This is a genomic window from Caulobacter sp. BP25 (genome assembly GCF_002737755.1).
Classification (GTDB): domain Bacteria; phylum Pseudomonadota; class Alphaproteobacteria; order Caulobacterales; family Caulobacteraceae; genus Caulobacter.
In genome coordinates this window covers 90,724-107,363 of record NZ_PEGH01000008.1, presented here as the reverse complement: position 1 = coordinate 107,363, position 16,640 = coordinate 90,724, and the positions used below count along the sequence as shown (strand labels likewise).

17 protein-coding genes and 2 pseudogenes are annotated in these 16,640 nt (G+C 68.7%); 7 read left to right on the top strand and 12 right to left on the bottom strand.

The features are described from left to right. Position 1: 1 nt before the first annotated feature. Entirely contained in the window at positions 2-475 is a 474-nt protein-coding gene (locus CSW59_RS05390) for an SRPBCC domain-containing protein (RefSeq protein ID WP_099443073.1), read from the bottom strand. 318 nt (positions 476-793) lie between these two features. Here CSW59_RS05390 and CSW59_RS05385 point away from each other — a divergent pair, with 318 nt between their 5' ends. Then, a complete protein-coding gene (locus tag CSW59_RS05385) occupies positions 794-3,169 on the top strand; it encodes a bifunctional diguanylate cyclase/phosphodiesterase (RefSeq protein WP_099443072.1) in 2,376 nt (791 codons plus the stop codon). Between the two features lie 71 nt (positions 3,170-3,240). Then, entirely contained in the window at positions 3,241-4,404 is a 1,164-nt protein-coding gene (locus CSW59_RS05380) for an aminotransferase (protein WP_099443071.1), read from the top strand. 14 nt (positions 4,405-4,418) lie between these two features. Here CSW59_RS05380 and CSW59_RS05375 read toward each other — a convergent pair whose 3' ends face one another. From CSW59_RS05375 to CSW59_RS05365, 3 genes are all read right to left on the bottom strand, one after another. Next, the gene (locus CSW59_RS05375) at positions 4,419-4,625 is read right to left on the bottom strand and encodes a hypothetical protein (RefSeq protein WP_013080696.1); all 207 of its coding nucleotides are present in this window, start codon (positions 4,623-4,625) and stop codon (positions 4,419-4,421) included. A gap of 68 nt (positions 4,626-4,693) precedes the next feature. After that, positions 4,694-4,993 carry a hypothetical protein gene (locus tag CSW59_RS05370; protein ID WP_236632156.1) on the bottom strand — a complete coding sequence of 100 codons (300 nt, stop codon included), beginning with the start codon at positions 4,991-4,993 and terminating at the stop codon, positions 4,694-4,696. Between the two features lie 20 nt (positions 4,994-5,013). Further along, on the bottom strand, positions 5,014-5,250 hold the full coding sequence (locus CSW59_RS05365; protein WP_099443069.1) for a hypothetical protein: 237 nt from the start codon (positions 5,248-5,250) through the stop codon (positions 5,014-5,016). A 272-nt stretch (positions 5,251-5,522) separates the two neighbouring features. Here CSW59_RS05365 and CSW59_RS05360 point away from each other — a divergent pair, with 272 nt between their 5' ends. The 3 genes and pseudogenes from CSW59_RS05360 to CSW59_RS21180 all read left to right on the top strand — a co-directional run. Beyond that, complete coding sequence (locus tag CSW59_RS05360; RefSeq protein WP_099443068.1) at positions 5,523-6,305, top strand: transglutaminase family protein; 783 nt, start codon at positions 5,523-5,525, stop codon at positions 6,303-6,305. Between the two features lie 3 nt (positions 6,306-6,308). After that, positions 6,309-6,578: a hypothetical protein gene (locus tag CSW59_RS05355; RefSeq protein ID WP_099443067.1), complete on the top strand. Its 270-nt coding sequence runs from the start codon at positions 6,309-6,311 to the stop codon at positions 6,576-6,578. A 50-nt stretch (positions 6,579-6,628) separates the two neighbouring features. Continuing rightward, positions 6,629-6,741 (top strand): annotated as a pseudogene (locus CSW59_RS21180) (hypothetical protein); the annotation flags it as partial. 63 nt (positions 6,742-6,804) lie between these two features. Here the strand turns inward: CSW59_RS21180 and CSW59_RS05350 are convergent. The 3 genes and pseudogenes from CSW59_RS05350 to CSW59_RS05340 all read right to left on the bottom strand — a co-directional run. Continuing rightward, positions 6,805-9,336, bottom strand: coding sequence for an ATP-binding protein (locus CSW59_RS05350; RefSeq protein ID WP_099443066.1), 2,532 nt, complete (start codon positions 9,334-9,336; stop codon positions 6,805-6,807). 80 nt (positions 9,337-9,416) lie between these two features. Then, positions 9,417-10,181, bottom strand: a complete 765-nt coding sequence (locus CSW59_RS05345; RefSeq protein ID WP_099443152.1) for an SDR family oxidoreductase — start codon at positions 10,179-10,181, stop codon at positions 9,417-9,419. Between the two features lie 72 nt (positions 10,182-10,253). Further along, positions 10,254-10,373, bottom strand: a pseudogene (locus tag CSW59_RS05340) (peptidase); the annotation flags it as partial. A 75-nt stretch (positions 10,374-10,448) separates the two neighbouring features. On the opposite strand from CSW59_RS05340, the gene CSW59_RS05335 reads away from it, so the two are divergent. Both CSW59_RS05335 and CSW59_RS05330 read left to right on the top strand, forming a co-directional pair. Next, complete coding sequence (locus CSW59_RS05335; protein ID WP_099443065.1) at positions 10,449-10,931, top strand: SRPBCC family protein; 483 nt, start codon at positions 10,449-10,451, stop codon at positions 10,929-10,931. A 56-nt stretch (positions 10,932-10,987) separates the two neighbouring features. Beyond that, a complete protein-coding gene (locus CSW59_RS05330) occupies positions 10,988-12,352 on the top strand; it encodes an MFS transporter (RefSeq protein WP_201722722.1) in 1,365 nt (454 codons plus the stop codon). 2 nt (positions 12,353-12,354) lie between these two features. Here the strand turns inward: CSW59_RS05330 and CSW59_RS05325 are convergent, their stop codons facing one another. From CSW59_RS05325 to CSW59_RS05305, 5 genes are all read right to left on the bottom strand, one after another. Further along, positions 12,355-12,696: a DUF86 domain-containing protein gene (locus CSW59_RS05325; protein WP_099443063.1), complete on the bottom strand. Its 342-nt coding sequence runs from the start codon at positions 12,694-12,696 to the stop codon at positions 12,355-12,357. Further along, the gene (locus CSW59_RS05320; protein ID WP_099443062.1) at positions 12,689-12,979 is read right to left on the bottom strand and encodes a nucleotidyltransferase family protein; all 291 of its coding nucleotides are present in this window, start codon (positions 12,977-12,979) and stop codon (positions 12,689-12,691) included. The genes CSW59_RS05325 and CSW59_RS05320 overlap by 8 nt, the downstream gene beginning before the upstream one ends. 45 nt (positions 12,980-13,024) lie before the next feature. Then, complete coding sequence (locus tag CSW59_RS05315) at positions 13,025-13,498, bottom strand: hypothetical protein (protein WP_099443061.1); 474 nt, start codon at positions 13,496-13,498, stop codon at positions 13,025-13,027. A gap of 141 nt (positions 13,499-13,639) precedes the next feature. Further along, positions 13,640-14,410, bottom strand: coding sequence for a hypothetical protein (locus tag CSW59_RS05310; RefSeq protein ID WP_099443060.1), 771 nt, complete (start codon positions 14,408-14,410; stop codon positions 13,640-13,642). Positions 14,411-14,442: 32 nt separating this feature from the next. Continuing rightward, entirely contained in the window at positions 14,443-16,431 is a 1,989-nt protein-coding gene (locus tag CSW59_RS05305; protein WP_099443059.1) for a protein meaA, read from the bottom strand. Positions 16,432-16,640: the final 209 nt, after the last annotated feature.

The window sequence follows — 16,640 nt, the reverse complement described above, 5'->3', positions numbered from 1 at the left end:
GTCAGCCGGCCAGATGGCGTCGCAGTTCGGCCAGCAACTGCTCGTGGCCGCGCCGGCGCAGCTCGGGACCATCCGAGCCGTCCAGATAGGTGCCCTGCTGGGTCAGGCGCAGGCGCGCCCCCGCGCCGTCGCTCATGAACTCGAAGGTCTCATTGGTGATGGAAACCACGTCGCCGCGCGCGATCATCCGCGAGGAATAGACCAGCAGCGCATTGTCGACACGCGCCACGCATTCTCCCATCATTTCGATCTCCAGGCCTGGAACGGGAGTCTTGTCGTTCAGGACGACGCGAAAGACCTCTTTACCGCCGACCTCCGGATCGAGCGTGTACTCCAAGGTGTCGTGCGTCGGGGTGTGGGCGCCGTCGGCGTACCAGGCTCGCTTCGTGACGGGGTCGGTGAACGCCGAGAAAAGCTTCTCCAGCGGACAGGCGAATGCCTCCTCCATCTCGAAACTGTCGAACTTAATGACCATGACGTCCTCGCGGGTTAGTGAAGTTTGTGCTTCACTAACCCGTCCGCTGAAAAACAGTCAAGTACAGACTTCACTTTATGGGCAAACAAGGCAGCGGCGGCTCGGCCTCACCTTGGTCGCCTCTTGGTCGCCCCGGCGCCGAGACGGTCTGCGGGCGTCGCGCAAGCGCCTGCCGCGCGGCCGGTCCGCGCGGTCACACTTAACCGCCAGTTTACATAAACAACCGATATCTCTTCGCTTGGGGAGCGGACCGCCCCCGGGGGATCAGGGCACTTGCGTTCCACGATCAGCTTCGTCGGTCGAGAAACGACCGCGCTTATGTCTCGACTGCTGCCGGCGCCGCCCGAGGCGATGGCCGGCCGCGTCCGCATGGAGCAGGTGCAGAGCATCCTGCGCATGACGCCCGTGATGATGGGCGCCAACATCATGATCGCCATACTGGTGGCCCTGGCGGGATATGGCAGCCCTCGCGCCGACGCCCTGATCATCTGGGCGTGCCTGGTGGTCAGCTATGCGCTTCTGGGCCTGCGCGGCTGGGTCGCTTCACAGCGCCGCCGCGGCCCCAACAAGGCCGTGTCCGCGCGCGGCGTGCGCCGCATCACCTGGCAAGCGGGCCTTCTGGGTCTTCTGTGGGCCGCCCTGCCGATCATGACCATGCCGGCCGAACAAGGCTTCAAAGACTCCATGCCGATGATGGTCGCCTCGGTGATCGCCGGCATGATCGGTTGCGGCGGCTTCGCCCTGCTGACCCTGCCCGCCGCCGCCATCGCCTATTCGACGCCGATGGCCCTGGGCGCGCTGTGGGCCCTGTCGACCAGCCACGACCCGATTCTGTACGCCCTGGGCGGCCTGCTGATGTTCTGCCACGCCGTGGTGGTGGCCTCGTGCCTGTCGCACGCCAAGATCTTCGTCGACCGCCTGATCGCCTCCGAAGAGCTGGAGACCCAGCGCCAGGTGGTCAGCCTGCTGCTCAGCGACTTCGAGGAAGGCGCCAGCGACTGGCTGTGGGAGGTCGATTACCAGGGTCGCCTGACCTATGTCTCCGAGCGCATGGTCGCCGCGGCCGGCGTGGAGCGCTCCAAGCTGCTGGGCCAGCCGATGTCTGACCTGTGCGGCGCGGCCGAGGGGCCCGACGGTCCGGTCGCCGCCCTGTCGGCCCTGTTCACCGAACAGAAGACCTTCCGCGACGTCGTCGTCTCGATCGAGGTCGGCGAGCAGACCCACTGGTGGTCGCTGTCGGCCAAGCCCGTCCACGACCTGGACGGCCACTTCACCGGCTTCCGCGGCGTCGGCGCCGACATCACCCAGGCGCGCGAGGACCAGGCCCGCATCTCGCGCCTGGCCCACTACGACGTCCTGACCCAGTTGCCCAACCGCTTGTCCTTCCTGCAGGCCCTGAGCCGCGCCTGGACCGAGCATGGCCGCGCCGACCGCGAGCCGCGCGGCGCCGGCTGCGCCGTGCTGTGCCTGGACCTCGACCACTTCAAGGGCGTCAACGACAGCCTGGGCCACCCGATCGGCGATGATCTGCTGGTGCAAGCCTCGGCTCGCCTGCGCGCGTGCGTGGGCGAGATGGGTCTGGTCTCGCGGCTGGGCGGTGATGAATTCGCCGTGGTCGTGGCCCCCTCCCCCGGCGCCGAGGCCCTGGGCGAGCTGGCCCGCGAGATTGTCGATAGCCTTTCGCGTCCCTACGACGTGCGCGGCAACCACGTGCTGATCGGCGCCAGCGTCGGCATCGCCGAGGCGCCGCTGCACGCCGACGACCCCGACGGCCTGCTAAAGAACGCCGACCTGGCCCTCTACCAGGCCAAGGGCGACGGTCGCGGCGCCTATCGCTTCTTCGAGACCTCGATGGATCTCTGGATCCAGCAGCGCCGCGAGCTGGAGATGGATCTGCGCGACGCGTTGGAGAACGACGAGCTGAAGCTGTTCTTCCAGCCGCTGATGGGCCGCGACGGCGAGCAGATCATGGGCTTCGAGGCGCTGCTGCGCTGGCAGCATCCGCGCCGGGGCCTGGTCGCGCCGAACGAGTTCATCGAGTGCGCCGAGCAATGGGGCCTGATCGGCAAGATCGGCGAATGGGTGCTGAACCAGGCCTGCCGCACGGCCGCGGCCTGGCCCGCGCCCATGACCGTGGCCGTCAACCTCTCGCCCCATCAGTTCGTGTCCGGCGACCTGGTGGCTCAGGTGCGCAAGGCGCTGAAGGCCTCGCGCCTGGTGCCCGCCCGCCTGGAACTGGAGATCACCGAGGGCCTCTTGCTGCAGGACAGCGCCAAGATCCTGAAGCAACTGTCGGAACTGAAGCGCCTGGGCGTGAAGATCGCCATGGACGACTTCGGCACCGGCTATTCCAGCCTCTCGTACCTGTGGCGGTTCCCGTTCGACAAGATCAAGATCGACCGCTCGTTCGTGGCCGAGATGCAGGATAATCCGGCCATCGCCGACATTCTGCGCACCATCGCCCTGCTGGGCCGCACCTTGAACCTGGAGGTCACGGCTGAGGGCGTCGAGACCGTCGACCAGGCCCGGATGCTGACGGAGATGCGCTGCGACCGCTTCCAGGGCTTCCTGTACGGCCGCCCGATGCCGGTCAGCGACATCCCCAGCTTCCTGATGGCCGCCACCGCGCGCCGCCTGCGCGGCGATGACGATTGGGACGACGGCGACTGGGGCGACGAAGTGGCGGTGGGGTAGACGCGGAGCAAGATGCTCCCCCGCGATGCGGGGGAGGATATGCATCAAACGCCGTGCTAACCCTCCCTCCCATGGCCCATCCCGTCTTCGACAACCTGCCGACCACGATCTTCGAGCGCATGAGCGGCCTGGCCCGCCAGCATGGCGCGATCAACCTGGGCCAGGGCTTTCCCGACGACCAGGGCCCCTTGCCCGTCCGCGAGGCCGCCGCGCGGGCGCTGATCGAGAGCTCGAGCCAATATCCGCCGATGCGCGGTCTGCCGGAGCTGCGCGCCGCCGTCGCGGGGCACTATGGGCGGACGCAGGGCCTCTCGCTCGATCCTGACGCGGAGATCACCGTCACCTCCGGCGCGACCGAGGCCCTGGCGGCGGCGTTTCTGTCGCTGATCTCGCCCGGCGACGAGGTGGTGCTGTTCCAGCCGCTGTACGACGCCTATCTGCCGCTGGTGCGCCGGGCGGGCGGGGTTCCGCGTCTCGTGACGCTCAAGCCCCCACACTGGCGCTTTGACCGCGCCATGCTAGAGGCCGCCTTCTGCGACCGCACGAAGATGGTGGTGCTGAACAGCCCCCTGAACCCCGCCGGCGTCGTCACACCCGACCAGGACCTGGCCCTGCTGGCCGAGTTCTGCGTCCGCCACGACGTGCTCGCCGTCTGCGACGAGGTCTGGGAGGCCGTGGTGTTCGATGGTCGCCGCCACCGGCCGCTGATGAACTTCCCCGGCATGCGCGAGCGGACGGTCAAGATCGGCTCGGCCGGCAAGCTTTTCGGCATGACCGGCTGGAAGGTCGGGTTCCTCTGCGCCGCCCCGCCGCTGACGCGCGCCCTAGCCGCCGCCCATCAGTTCCTGACCTTCACCACGCCGCCCAACCTGCAGGCGGGCGTGGCCTGGGGCCTTGAGCACCACCGCGCCTGGTTCGATGAGATGCCCGCCGCCCTGCAGCGCTCGCGCGACCGCCTGACGACCGGTCTGCGGGCCGCCGGCTATGTCGTGCTGGAAAGCCAGGGAACGTACTTCCTGAACGTTGATCTGGCCGCCTCGGGCCTAGCGATCGACGACGTCACCTTCTGCGAGCGCTGCGTCACAGAGTTTGGCGTGGCGGCGATCCCGGTCTCGGCCTTCTTCGCGGAGGACTCGGTCAGCACCGTCGTCCGCCTGTGCTTCGCCAAGGCCGACGCCACGCTGGACGCGGCGATCGAACGCCTGGCGAGGGTGCGGACGGCGATGGCGGCCTAAACCCGGCGCTTGCCCTAGATCGCGAAGCCGTGCTCGCCGGACACCCGGATCTGGCAGGCCTGGCCCTGCTGGATGTGTTCGCGCGCACGCCGGGCCGCCGAGGCCTTGGCGATGTCCTTGTCGGCCGAGGCGCCGAAGAACACCCCGCCCTCCTCGGCCGCCCATAGGCCGTCGCTGCGGCAAACGGTGATGACGATGCGATGGATGTCGGGCTTGCTCATGGGGTGCTTTCTAGGATTGGAGGCGCGTCGCGAGCTTGCCAGCCGCGTGGCGCGAAGGATTTTCGATGTCAGGGCTTGGACGCGTCGTCGTCCGGCGAAGCCTCGGGCCCGCCTCGCTGCAGATAGGCCAGCCCCTCGGGCGTCGGACGCCAGCCGCCGGGTCCATGCCGCGCGAGGCCAAGCTGGGCCAGAGCCTGGGCGTCGCGGATGTTCACCGCGTCCAGATCGCCGGTGCGGGTCCGCCGCTCCAGCTGGCGCAGCGCCCGCAACGCCTCCACCGACAGGCCGCGATCGCCAAGGTCGCGCTCCGGCGCGGAGACAAGGCTGAGCCCAACGGGGCGGGCGCGGTCGTCGTCGGGGTTGGACATCATGGCTTCCGGCGTCGGCGTCAGGCCGTCGCCGATGCGCTGGGCAGGGCGCGGAGCCGCGCGGCCATGTCCAGGCGCAGGCCGCTCTCCCGGTCGGCGGGCGAGCGCGCGTCAGCGGGCATGGCGAAGGCGCTCATCAACGTCTCGTGCACGAGGAAGCGAGAGGCGTTGCCGTCCAGCTGGAAGCCCTCGGCGAGGCAATGCAGATCCCGCGACAGGCGCACGATCTGCAGAGGGTCTTGATGACGGGCCAGCATGGTCGGTTTCCTTCAATCGCCTACCATTGCGGAGTTTTGTCCGCACAATCTTCGCGGCGTCGAAACACTCTCGGCTTCGGCGCGGGAAAATTGTTCCGCGAAAGCGGAAAATAATCTGGGGCGTAAATTCTCAAGAACCATGCGCCCTATTGCGCCAGAATGATACCTAAACCCATCCGGGCGACGTTTTTATTTGGCTTTGAACCTTGAAGCGCCTGATGAATTGATGAGGGACGTCGTCGCGATTGACACTCCCTTTTCCCGGATACGCCATGCTCTTCGAGGTCGAAGCTTCGCTGACCTATGATTTCCCAGAGCCCTGCGAGGTGCTGCTGCTGGTCGAGGCCGCGCAAGGGTCCGGACAGACCGTGGTGTCGGACGCCCTGACCTTCTGGCCGCCGGTCCAGGCCGTGCGCGTCGACGATCCGGTGACCGGCGAACGGCGCACCGTCTTCTCCGCCTCGGGCCGGGTGAACGCCCTCTATCGAGGCAGGATCGAGGTCGCGCCGGACAGCCAGCCCCTGACGGACGCGGCCGAGATGGCGATCCGCGATCTGCCCAGCGACGTGCTGCCCTTCCTGCGCGCCAGCCGCTACAGCCCCTCGGATCGGCTGCTGAGGTTCGTCGAGCGCGAGTTCGCGACCTTGAGGGGCGGCGCCAAGGTCGAGGCGATCCTGGCCTGGATCGGCCAGCACGTGGACTACGAGGCCGGCGTCAGCCACTCGGGCACCACCGCGATCGACACCTTCATCGACCGGGCCGGCGTGTGCCGTGACTTCAGCCATCTGGTCATCGCCCTGTGCCGGGCGGCCAATGTCCCGGCCCGGGCGGTCAGCGCCTATGCCTGGAAACTCGACCCGCCCGATCTTCACGCGGTGGCCGAGGTGTTCGTCGGCGGGCGCTGGCGGCTGGTCGACGCGACGGGCCTGGCGCCCATCGACGGCCTGGTCCGCGTCGCCACGGGCCGCGACGCCGCCGACATCGCCTTCATGACGATCTTCGGCGGCGCGCTCCTGGTCGAGCAGCACTTCAGGATCGACAAGGTCGGCGGCTAGGCCATGACCCGGCGCCCCCAGGAAAAGCACGATCCGCTTCTTGGCCTGGGCCCCTTCAGCTACAGTTTTCGGCCCAGCCCCGCCGGCCGGTTCGGCACGATCCTGATCAAAGGCCCCAAAGGCGCCCCCGCCCCCGCGCGCGGCGACCTCCTTACCCTGACCCTAGACGACGACGCCGCCGCCCAGTTCGAAGTCACCAAGGTCGCGCGCGCGTCCGAAGGCTGGTGGGCGAGCTGCGAGCGCCGGGGGCAGACGGGGGAGGATGGCGACTGAGCGGGCGGCGGGCGGGCTTGGGGGGAGTTAGCGGACTTTGGCCTAGAAGCGCCCCCTCCGTCTCGCTGCGTATCCGCAGCGATCCACCTCCCCCGCAAGCGGGGCAGGAGGATGCGGCTTCCTCCTCACCCGCGTCGCGGGGGAGGTGGCGCGGCGCCGATAGGCGACGTGACGGAGGGGGCGCTACAAGGTCCGCAACGGGGCGAAAGCGACCGTCGCCCTCCCCCTACCCCGCCGCCGGCTCGCGGGTGCGGCTGAGGCAGCGGTCCATCGCCGACAGCAGGTTGCGCAGGTCGATCGGCTTGGCGACGTGGGCGTCGCAGCCGGCGTCGAGGCAGGTCTTGATCTGGGCCGACATCACGTCGGCCGTCAGGGCGATCACCGGCAAGCGGTAGAAGCGCGGATGCATGCGCAGGCGGCGCGTGGCCTCCAAGCCATCCATCACCGGCATGTTGACGTCCATCAAGACCAGGTCGATCGGCTGCTGGGTCAGGATGTCCAGGGCGATCTGGCCGTTCTCGGCCTCGATCAGCTCGCAGTCGAACGGCTCGAGGAACAGGCGGATGACGCGACGATTGACGGGGTGGTCGTCGACCACCAGCACGCGGCGTCCTTGCAGGGCGGCGAAGCCCTCGGGCGCCTCGGCGGCGTCCTCCGCGCCCGCCGGCGCGTCCGCCGGTTCGGCCGGGTCGACCAGCATCTCGATCGTGAAGACCGAGCCTCGGCCCTCCTCGCTCTCCACCTTGATCTCGCCGCGCATCATCTTGACCAGGCGGCGGGTGATGTTGAGCCCAAGCCCCGTGCCGCCGAAGTTGCGGGTGGTCGAGGCGTCGGCCTGGGTGAACGGGCGGAAGAGCTTGGCGATCGTCTCCTGGCTCATGCCGATGCCGGTGTCGGAAACACGAAGCCGCACCCGCACCCGGCCGTCCTGTTCCGGATAGCAGGCCAGGCCCACCTCGACCTTGCCCTCGTTGGTGAACTTCAGGGCGTTGGAGACGAGGTTGGTCAGGCACTGACGCACCCGCACGCCGTCGAACATCAATGGGCCGGGCGGCTCGCTTTCCAGCCGGAACGACAGGGCCACGCCCTTCTCCCGTGCGGTGGGCTGGTAGCCGCCAACCAGTCGCGCGCAGCTGCCGATCAGATCGCCGGTCGTGGGCGCGATCTCCAGCTTGCCGGCCTCGATCTTGGAGAGGTCCAGAATGTCGTTCAGCAGCACCAGAAGGGTGTCGCCGCTGTCGAGGATCAGGTCGATCTGCTCGCGCTGCTCCGGGGTGAGCGCGTCGGTCCGCAGGGCCTGGGCCAGGCCCAGCATGCCGTTCAGCGGCGTGCGCAGCTCGTGGCTCATCACGGCCAGGAAGGCGGACTTGGCCTGGTTGGCGGCCTCGGCCCGCTCCTGGGCGCCTTTAAGCCGCTGCGAGGCCCGTCTCTGGTGCAGCGCCCACCCGATCCCGCCGGCCACCAGCACCGCCAGTAGCAGGACGATGATGACCGAGGCGCGGACCAGACTGCGCGACAGCTGGACCTGCTCGGCCAGACGCCGGCTTTCGTCGCGCTTGGCCCGCAGCTCGCCATCCAGAGCCGCCGACATCTCGGCGACGTTGCGGGCGTTCTGCCGGGCGACGCGCAGGGCCTCGGCCTTGCGCCAGGCGTCGAGATCGCGGAAGGCCTGGGTCGAGCGCCCCTCGGCCTGATCGACATAGGCCTTGATCAGGGCCTCGCCGGACAGGTCGCGCGGCCCCAGGGCGTCGGGGATCGACTGCATCCGCGCAAGGTCTGCGCGCGCCGCGGACGCTTGGCCCAGCTGAGCCTGGGCGGTCGCGCGCAGACCCAGCATAACCACCTGCAGTCGTCTTTCCGGACGGTCGATCAGCGCCCGGGCGCCAGCCAGGCAGCTCAGGACCTCTCGAGGCTGGTCGGCGAGATTGGCGATCTTGGCGCACAGATAGCGATCCCAGGTCACCAGGTCCGCATTGCCCGAACCGGCCACCCACCGATGGTGCAGGGCCGCGAACCGGCGCGCCTGCTCGATCGCTCCGAGGTCGGCGGCGGTGTAGGCGATGTCGTAGAGCCGCTCGGTCTTGCGCAGAAAGAAGGTGTCGCCCTCGTCCAGCTCGGCCGCGCGGGTCATGTGCTCCAGCGCGCCTTCCTTGTCGCCCATGTCGGCCAGCGTGTAGCTGTGAATTTGGTGCAGTTCGGCCAGGACCGGCTGGGCGATCTTGTCCTGGCGCTCGGCCTCGTTGGTCAGTTCGGTCGCCAGCCGCGCCGCCTCGCGCCAACGCCCCACCTGCCCCAGGTGCCGCACCTGCTCGATCCCGGCCATCAGGCGGATGTCGGGACCCGAGCGATCCATGAACCGGGTCCAGTCGGCGTCGGTGAAGGCGCGGAAGCCTTCTGTCTCGTGCCGAAGGGCAAGGGTCTGCAGATCGACCAACGCCGCCAGGGCCGGATCGTTGTCGCGTCGCGCCACCACGCGCGCGCGCTCGGCCCAGGGCTCGAAGCGGCGTCGGATCTGGTTGCTCTTATAGGCGTACAGCACCCGCCAGGCGTCATAGAGCCGCTGGCGGCCGCGCTCTTCCAGCGCCGCCTGACCGGCGCGCTCGACGTCCTGATTGTCCGAGTTCGGGCGCAGCGCGTCGACGCCGATCTTGCGGCTCAGCTGGTCGAGGCGCTGATCCAGGGACGCGCCTGACTGAGCCTGGGCGGCGCTCGCCGCCAAGGCCCCGATCAGGACGAGAAAAAGCAACAAACGCCGCACGACCGACTTCCCCGGAATCCCGGGCCACCCTTCGCGGGAACTGATGTAGGACGCGTTAAGCCTAGCGATCCGGACAGGCGTCAGATGGTCGCCCCGCCGTCCACCACCAGCGCCTGCCCCGTCATGAAGCTGCCGGCCTTCGAGGCCAGGTACACCGCCGCGCCCGCCAGCTCGTCCGGCTCGCCGATCCGGCGCAGCGGCACGCCCTGGGTCGAGCGCTTCAGGGTCTCGGGATTCTCCCACAGCGCGCGAGCGAAGTCGGTGCGGATCAGGCCCGGCGCGATGCAGTTGACCCGCACATTGTCGGGGCCGAACTCGTGGGCGAGGTTCCGGGCCAGCTGGAAGTCGGCGGCCTTGGAGATGTTGTAGGCGCCGATGATGGTGTTGCCGCGCAGGCCGCCGATCGACGACACGATGATGATCGCCCCGTCCTTGCGCGCCCGCATCTCCGGCGCGACCATGCCGATCAGCCAGTGATTGCTGATGATGTTGTTGTCCAGGATCTTGCGGAACTGGTCGTCGGCGATCCCTTCCATCGGCCCGTAATAGGGATTGCTGGCGGCGTTGCAGACGCAGATATCGACCTGGCCGAACGCCGCGCGGGTCTTATCGACCAGGTTCTGCAGCTCTTCCTTCGAGGCGATATTGGCCGCAACCGCGATGGCCGTTCCCGCGCCATGCCGAGCGTTGATCGCCGCCGCCACCTCCTCGCAGGGCCCCGCCTTGCGCGAGGAGATCACCACCTTGGCGCCGTGCTCGGCCATCCGCTCGGCGATCGCCTTGCCGATCCCGCGCGAGGACCCGGTGATGATCGCCACCTTGCCGGAAAGGTCGAAGAGGTTCACGGCGCGCTCCATAAACACTTGTTTGAATTACGGGCACACTGCGGCCGGGCGCGGCGAGGGTCAAGCGTGCCGCAAATCCTCCCCCCAGCGGGGGAGGTGTCGACGCGAAGCGGCGACGGAGGGGGAAGAGGCAAGGCCGGTAAGGCTTCCCCCTCCGGCCTTCGGCCACCTCCCCCGCTGGGGGGAGGATTTTTCTCAACGCCGCTGTCGGCTCTCGCGCCAACGTCGCGTCCTTGAGGAAAGATCGCCCTCAAGCCGGAGAAGCCCATGCCCCTCGACACCGCCCCCGCCGCCCCAAACCTAGACCTCGTTCTGGAGCGGATCATTGATGCGCCGCGCGAGACCCTCTACCGGTGCTGGACCACGCCCGAGCTGCTGCCCCAGTGGTTCTGCCCCAAGCCCTGGTATGTCTCGGACGTGCGGCTGGACGTGCGCGCCGGCGGGCAGAACGCCATGGTCATGAACGGCCCGAACGGCGAGCGCATCCCCCAGGCCGGTGTCTATCTGGAAGTGGTCCCCAACCAGAAGCTGGTCTTCACCGACGCCTTCACCGAGGCGTGGAAGCCTTCGGCCAAGCCGTTCATGGTCGGGATCGTCACCTTCGAGGACCTTGGCGGCGGCAAGACCCGCTATCGCGCCGTGGCCCGCCACTGGACGGTCGAGGACCGCGACACCCACGAGAAGATGGGCTTCCACGAAGGCTGGGGGATCGCGACCGACCAGCTGACGGCGCTGGCCAAGACGCTTTAGCCGCGCCGCGCGAAATCCCCTTGGCTCGGGCGGTGAAAGCGGCCATGTGGCGCGCCATGACCGTCCCTGCTCCGTCCGCGCGCCTGATCGACAAGGCCTTGGCCCCGCGCTTCGCCCTGCTGTGCCTGGGCATCTGGCTGAACGCCGCCGACACCCTGGTGACGGCGACGATCATGCCCAGCGTGGGCGGCTACGCCTATTTCGGCTGGTCGGTGGCGGCCTATCTGACCGGCTCGATCGTGGCCGGCGCCTGTTCGGGCAAGCTGTCCCTGGCGCTGGGGCTGCGGGCGGCCACGGCCCTGGGCGGGCTCGTCTACGCGATCGGCTGCGCGATGAGCGCGCTCGCGCCCGAGTTCGTGACCTTCATCGTCGGACGCCTGGTCCAGGGGCTGGGCGCGGGAGCCGTGGTGGCCCTGTGCTACGTGGCGATCACCGCCCTGTTCCCCGAGCGGCTGTGGCCGCGCGTCTATGGCGCGGTGGCGGGCGTGTGGGGCGCGGCGACGCTGCTGGGGCCGACGCTGGGAGGCCTGTTCGCCGCCGTCGGCTTCTGGCGCGGGGCGTTCTGGATGTTCGTCATCCAGGCGGCGATCTTCATCGGCGCGGTGATGGTCATGCTGCCGGCCGAGCGGCGCGAGGCGGGCTCGGGCCGCATCCCGGGTCGGCAGCTTGTCCTGCTGACGGTGGGCGTCAGCCTGATCGGCGCGGCCGGCGTCGTGGCCTCGCCGCGCCTGGCCATCCTGCTGGCGCTGGGCGGCCTCTTGGGCATGGCCGCCATGCTGGCGGTCAACGCCAAGACCCACGATCGCCTGCTGCCGAAAAGCGCTGCTGACCTCTCGACGGCCACGGGCCTTGGCCTGCTGACCATCTTCGCCACCGAGGCGGCGGTGATCGGCTTCACCGTCTATGGCCCCGCTTTCATCCAGGCCCGGCACGGCGCCTCGCCGCTGCTGGCCGGCTATGTGGTTGGGGCCATCGCCGCAGGCTGGACGACCTGCGCGATCCTGGTGGGAAAGGTCCCCGCCCAGAAGGACGGCGTCTTGGTGCGGGCCGGCGCTGTCGTCATCCTGCTGGGCGCGCTGGCCAGCGCTTGGGCGACGCCGCGCGGGACGCTGGTCGAGACCGCCCTGGCCTTCGCCGTACTGGGGGCCGGCTTTGGCCTGTGCCACGCCTTCATCGCCCGCCGGACCATCGGCGGCGCGCCGGCCGACGAGCAGGCCATGGCCTCGGGGGCGGTGCCGACCTCGCAGCTGATCGGCGGCGCCATCGGCGCGGCCGGCGCGGGGGCCCTGGCCAACCTGCTGGGCTTCAGCCACGGCATGGACCCGTCGCTGGCCTACAGCCAAGGCCCGCTGCTGTTCGCCGCCTTCGCCCCGCTGGCGATCATGGGCGTGCTGGCGGCGTGGCGGCTGGGGCGGCGCTAGGCCTAAAGGCAGGCGGCGATCCGCTCGGCCGCCTGACGCAGGGCCGGCAATTCGACCACCACGATCGACCAGACGATCGAGAAGCTGATGCTGCTATAGCCGTGGGCGATGCGATTGCGCAGGTCGATCACCGCCCGCCAGTCAATGTTCGGCTCCAAGTCGCGAATGGGCGCTGGCAAGCGCCCCGCGCTTTCGCCGATCACCAGCAAGTTCATCGCGACCGCGTCGCGCCGCATCCGGTCCGCCAGGAAGCCAGCTTGGTCGACGCCATCGACATAGGCCTCAATCTGCCCGATCGCCTCCAAAAGCTCGGCGACATAGGTGACGGCCGATGCCTCAGGCAAAGACCACTTCCCGCAGGACGGGCTCCTTGATCAGGCGGTACAGGCCGTCTTCGGTGACGAGATCGACCGGCCGCCCCAGCACCTCGACCAGATCCCGCTCGAGCCGGAAGAAGCCAAAGCCAGGCAATACCTCCGGCGCGAACTCGACCAGCACGTCCACGTCGCTGTCCGGCCCCGCCTCGCCCCGCGCCGTCGAGCCGAACACGCCGACGCGCGCTACGCCGTAGCGGTCGAGCAGCGGCTTGGCCGCGCGCAGTTTGGTCAGGGCCTCGTCGAGGGTCATGGGGTGAGCATAGCACGAAAGGGTTTATCGTCGCGCAAACGCGCTTCAGGCGAAGACTGGCGACCAGCCCCATGGCTCCGGATCACCGCTCGCCTCTTGCTTCCGTGGTGGACGCGGACTGGACCTCCGCTCGCGCGGCGCAATTCTCCGCGCCAGCCAGGCGGCTCCGCGCTGGAACGCGCGCCTGACCAGAAGCCCCGTATCGCGCAGGCGGGTCGTGGTCGCGATGGCGATGCTGATCATCAGCGCGTCAAGGAACAGCGAGACTTCGAACATGCCAAGCCAGATAGCGATCTCCGGCGCCATCATGCCGAAAAGTCGAAGGCCTTCGGCCTCGAACAACCAGAACATGATAACGCCGCAGCCCCCCAACAGGCCGAAAAGAGCGATCTTTCCGGGCGTGATTTCGTTGAGGCGACGGGCTGGAAACTCCACCAGGTATCGGCGCAGCAGGCGTCCGATAGACGACGCCGGAAACGCCACGAGGGCCAGCACACAAGCCAAAACGAAAAGCAGCATCCCAAAGCCCCTGCCCGAACAAGTTTCACTTGGGGACTTGGCAAAGGCTTCACAAGCGCCGCTTGGGCAAAGACCACTTCGCGCAGGACGGGTCCCTCGACCCATTGATGCGCGCCGTCGATAGTCGCCCGGAAAGCCCTGTCAGCCGTAGGTCTCCACCTTGCCGACGTCGGGCAGATCCGTCGCGCCTCGGATCGGCAGGACGACGCCGTTCGAGATCCAGGGCCGGATCGGAAGCTCTGGCCTGAACGCGCGCAGGGCGGCCAGAGCCTCGTCCGGAAACAGCCCCGTGGGCGGGAGCGCGACGGTCAGCAACGCGCCGCGCCCCGCAGCCTCGGCGGCCTCGTCGGTCAGCGCGAGACGAAGCTCCCGCGATCGGCTGGGCTGGACGGCGAAGGCGATCTCGTCCCAGGCATAGGTCCGCCGCCAAGAGGGAGCGAACACCCCCGTCGCGTCGATCCGCAGTTCGACGCGCGAGCGCCAGGTCCGCCAGGCGTAGGAGACCATGGTCGCGAGCAAGCCGGCGGCGATCGACAGCGACACCGCCACGCGAAGAAGGTCGCCGATCAACCAGAGCTCCCAGCTCAGCCTCAGGAGCGGTTCCAGCCCGCAGCACAAGATCACCAGCGGTCCCAGGCGACGAATCCGATCGGCCCGCGTCGTGCGCCAAGCGCCCGTGTCATCCAGATTGACGCGCCCCAGCCAGTCCTCGACCCGCTGCCAGGACGCCAGTCTCCAGACGCCCCAGATCGCCACCAGCACCCAGAAAAATGGAAACGCCTGGCGCGTCTTCAGCGGCCACTGCAGCCAGTTGGAGACGATCGTCACGCCGATCAGCGCCGCGAGCAGCCTCGCCCAGCCTAGCCGATCAGAAGCCAGGAACGTCCAAAACTGAGAGAACCGGCGTGCCATGCCCTCAATCTAAGCGCGTATCGCCGCCCTTGTCACGCTTCCGCCAGCGCCGTCGATTCCACCAGCCGCACCACATCCCCCATGATCTCCGTGATCCTGAAGTCCTTGGGCGTGTAGATCCGCGCCACGCCCATCTGCTTCAGGATCAGGGCGTCGGCCTCGGGGATGATGCCGCCGGCGACGACGGGGATGTGGCCCAGGCCCTCGGCGCGCATCACGCGGATCACCTCCTGCACCAGATCCAGGTGCGAGCCCGACAGGATCGACAGGCCGATCACGTGGGCGCGGGTCTCCTTGGCGCGGCGGACGATCTCGTCCGGGGTCGAGCGGATGCCGTCATAAACGACCTCCATGCCGCAAGCGCGGGCGCGGGTGGCGATCTGCTCGGCGCCGTTGGAGTGGCCGTCCAGGCCGGGCTTACCGACCAGGTAGGTGAGCGTGCGGCCCAGCACCTGAGAGACCCGCTCGACCTCCTTCTTCACCGCCTCGACGTCCTCGGCCTCGCCGGTGGAGACGACCACCGCCACGCCCGTCGGGCCGCGATATTCGCCGAACACCTCGCGCAGGGCCCCGGCCCACTCGCCGGTGGTGACTCCAGCCTTGGCGGCAGAAATCGAGGGTTCCATGATATTCGCGCCAGACGCGGCGGCGGCCTTCAGGGCGGCGAGCGCGGCCTCGACGGCGGCCGGGTCACGGGCCTCGCGCCAGGCCTTGAGGCGGGCGACCACCTCGGCCTCGAGCCGGGGATCGACCGTCTCGATCGCGCCCTCACCCGCGGAGAGCGGGGAGACCTCCGTCTCGGCCCAGCGGTTGACGCCGACCACGGTCAGGTCGCCGGTCTCGACGGCCCGCACCCGCTTGGCGTTCGAGGACACCAGCTCGCCCTTCATGTAGTCGATGGCGCTGGCGGCCCCGCCCATCTCGTCGATCAAGGCGAGCTGCGAGAGCGCGCCTTTCGACAGCTCGGCGACCTTGGCCTCGACCACGTGGGAGCCGTCGAACAGGTCCTCGTATTCCAGCAGGTCGGTCTCGTAGGCCAGCACCTGTTGCAGCCGCAGCGACCACTGCTGGTCCCACGGGCGCGGCAGGCCCAAAGCCTCGTTCCAGGCCGGCAGCTGCAGGGCCCGGCAGCGGGCGTCCTTGCTGAGCGTGACGGCCAGAGCCTCGATCAGGATTCGGTAGACGTTGTTCTCGGGCTGCTGCTCGGTCAGGCCCAGGCTGTTGACCTGCACGCCATAGCGGAAGCGGCGGGCCTTGGCGTCCTGGACGCCGTAGCGCTCCAGCAGGATCTGGTCCCAGAGCTTGGTGAAGCTGCGCATCTTGCAGAGCTCGGTGACGAACCGGACGCCGGCGTTGACGAAGAAGCTGATCCGCGAGGCGACGATCTCGAAGTCCTCGTCGGGGACCTGACCGCCGGCCTTGACGGTGTCGAGCACGCTGATCGCGGTGGCCAGGGCGAAGGCCAGCTCCTGCTCGGGCGTCGCGCCGGCCTCCTGCAGATGGTAGCTGCAGACGTTCATTGGGTTCCACTTGGGAACCTCGCGATAGCACCAGGCGATCATGTCGCCGATCAGCCGCAGGGACGGGCCCGGCGGGAAGATGTAGGTGCCGCGCGACAGATACTCCTTGATCAGATCATTCTGCGTCGTGCCCTGCAGTTTCTTGCGGTCCGCGCCCTGCTCGTCGGCCAGGGCGACGTACATCGCCAGCAGCCAGGCGGCCGGCGCGTTGATGGTCATGGAGGTGTTCATCTTCTCCAGCGGGATCTCGCTGAAGAGGGCGCGCATGTCGCCGAGGTGGCTGATCGGCACCCCGACCTTGCCGACCTCGCCCCGCGCCAGGATATGGTCGGGATCGTAGCCGGTCTGGGTGGGCAGATCGAAGGCCACCGACAGGCCCGTCTGACCCTTGGCGAGGTTGGCCCGATACAGCGCGTTCGACTTCTCCGCCGTCGAATGTCCGGCATAGGTGCGGAAGATCCACGGCGGATCGGGCGCATGCTGGTGCGGCGTGGTGGTCATGATCGCTCCCGGGTTGGCTCTGGCGGCCTTTGATTATCGGCGATCATGATCCCGGATTTGCTGCGATGCAATATCCGTTTCGCGGGTGCGAATTCCCTCGCCCCTTGCGGGAGAGGGTGGCCGCCGGAGGCGGTCGGGTGAGGGGTCGCGCCGCGTCGCCGAGAAACCCCTCATCCGGCGCTTCGCGCCACCTTCTCCCGCAAGGGGAG

What these genes read in the sequence shown, in the direction of transcription:
- CSW59_RS05390 (WP_099443073.1), bottom strand. Translation starts at nt 475, where the DNA reads ATGGTCATTAAGTTCGACAGTTTCGAGATGGAGGAGGCATTCGCCTGT.
- CSW59_RS05385 (WP_099443072.1), top strand. Translation starts at nt 794, where the DNA reads ATGTCTCGACTGCTGCCGGCGCCGCCCGAGGCGATGGCCGGCCGCGTC.
- CSW59_RS05380 (WP_099443071.1), top strand. Translation starts at nt 3,241, where the DNA reads ATGGCCCATCCCGTCTTCGACAACCTGCCGACCACGATCTTCGAGCGC.
- CSW59_RS05375 (WP_013080696.1), bottom strand. Translation starts at nt 4,625, where the DNA reads ATGAGCAAGCCCGACATCCATCGCATCGTCATCACCGTTTGCCGCAGC.
- CSW59_RS05370 (WP_236632156.1), bottom strand. Translation starts at nt 4,993, where the DNA reads ATGTCCAACCCCGACGACGACCGCGCCCGCCCCGTTGGGCTCAGCCTT.
- CSW59_RS05365 (WP_099443069.1), bottom strand. Translation starts at nt 5,250, where the DNA reads ATGCTGGCCCGTCATCAAGACCCTCTGCAGATCGTGCGCCTGTCGCGG.
- CSW59_RS05360 (WP_099443068.1), top strand. Translation starts at nt 5,523, where the DNA reads ATGCTCTTCGAGGTCGAAGCTTCGCTGACCTATGATTTCCCAGAGCCC.
- CSW59_RS05355 (WP_099443067.1), top strand. Translation starts at nt 6,309, where the DNA reads ATGACCCGGCGCCCCCAGGAAAAGCACGATCCGCTTCTTGGCCTGGGC.
- CSW59_RS05335 (WP_099443065.1), top strand. Translation starts at nt 10,449, where the DNA reads ATGCCCCTCGACACCGCCCCCGCCGCCCCAAACCTAGACCTCGTTCTG.
- CSW59_RS05330 (WP_201722722.1), top strand. Translation starts at nt 10,988, where the DNA reads ATGACCGTCCCTGCTCCGTCCGCGCGCCTGATCGACAAGGCCTTGGCC.
- CSW59_RS05320 (WP_099443062.1), bottom strand. Translation starts at nt 12,979, where the DNA reads ATGACCCTCGACGAGGCCCTGACCAAACTGCGCGCGGCCAAGCCGCTG.
- CSW59_RS05315 (WP_099443061.1), bottom strand. Translation starts at nt 13,498, where the DNA reads ATGCTGCTTTTCGTTTTGGCTTGTGTGCTGGCCCTCGTGGCGTTTCCG.
- CSW59_RS05310 (WP_099443060.1), bottom strand. Translation starts at nt 14,410, where the DNA reads ATGGCACGCCGGTTCTCTCAGTTTTGGACGTTCCTGGCTTCTGATCGG.
- CSW59_RS05305 (WP_099443059.1), bottom strand. Translation starts at nt 16,431, where the DNA reads ATGACCACCACGCCGCACCAGCATGCGCCCGATCCGCCGTGGATCTTC.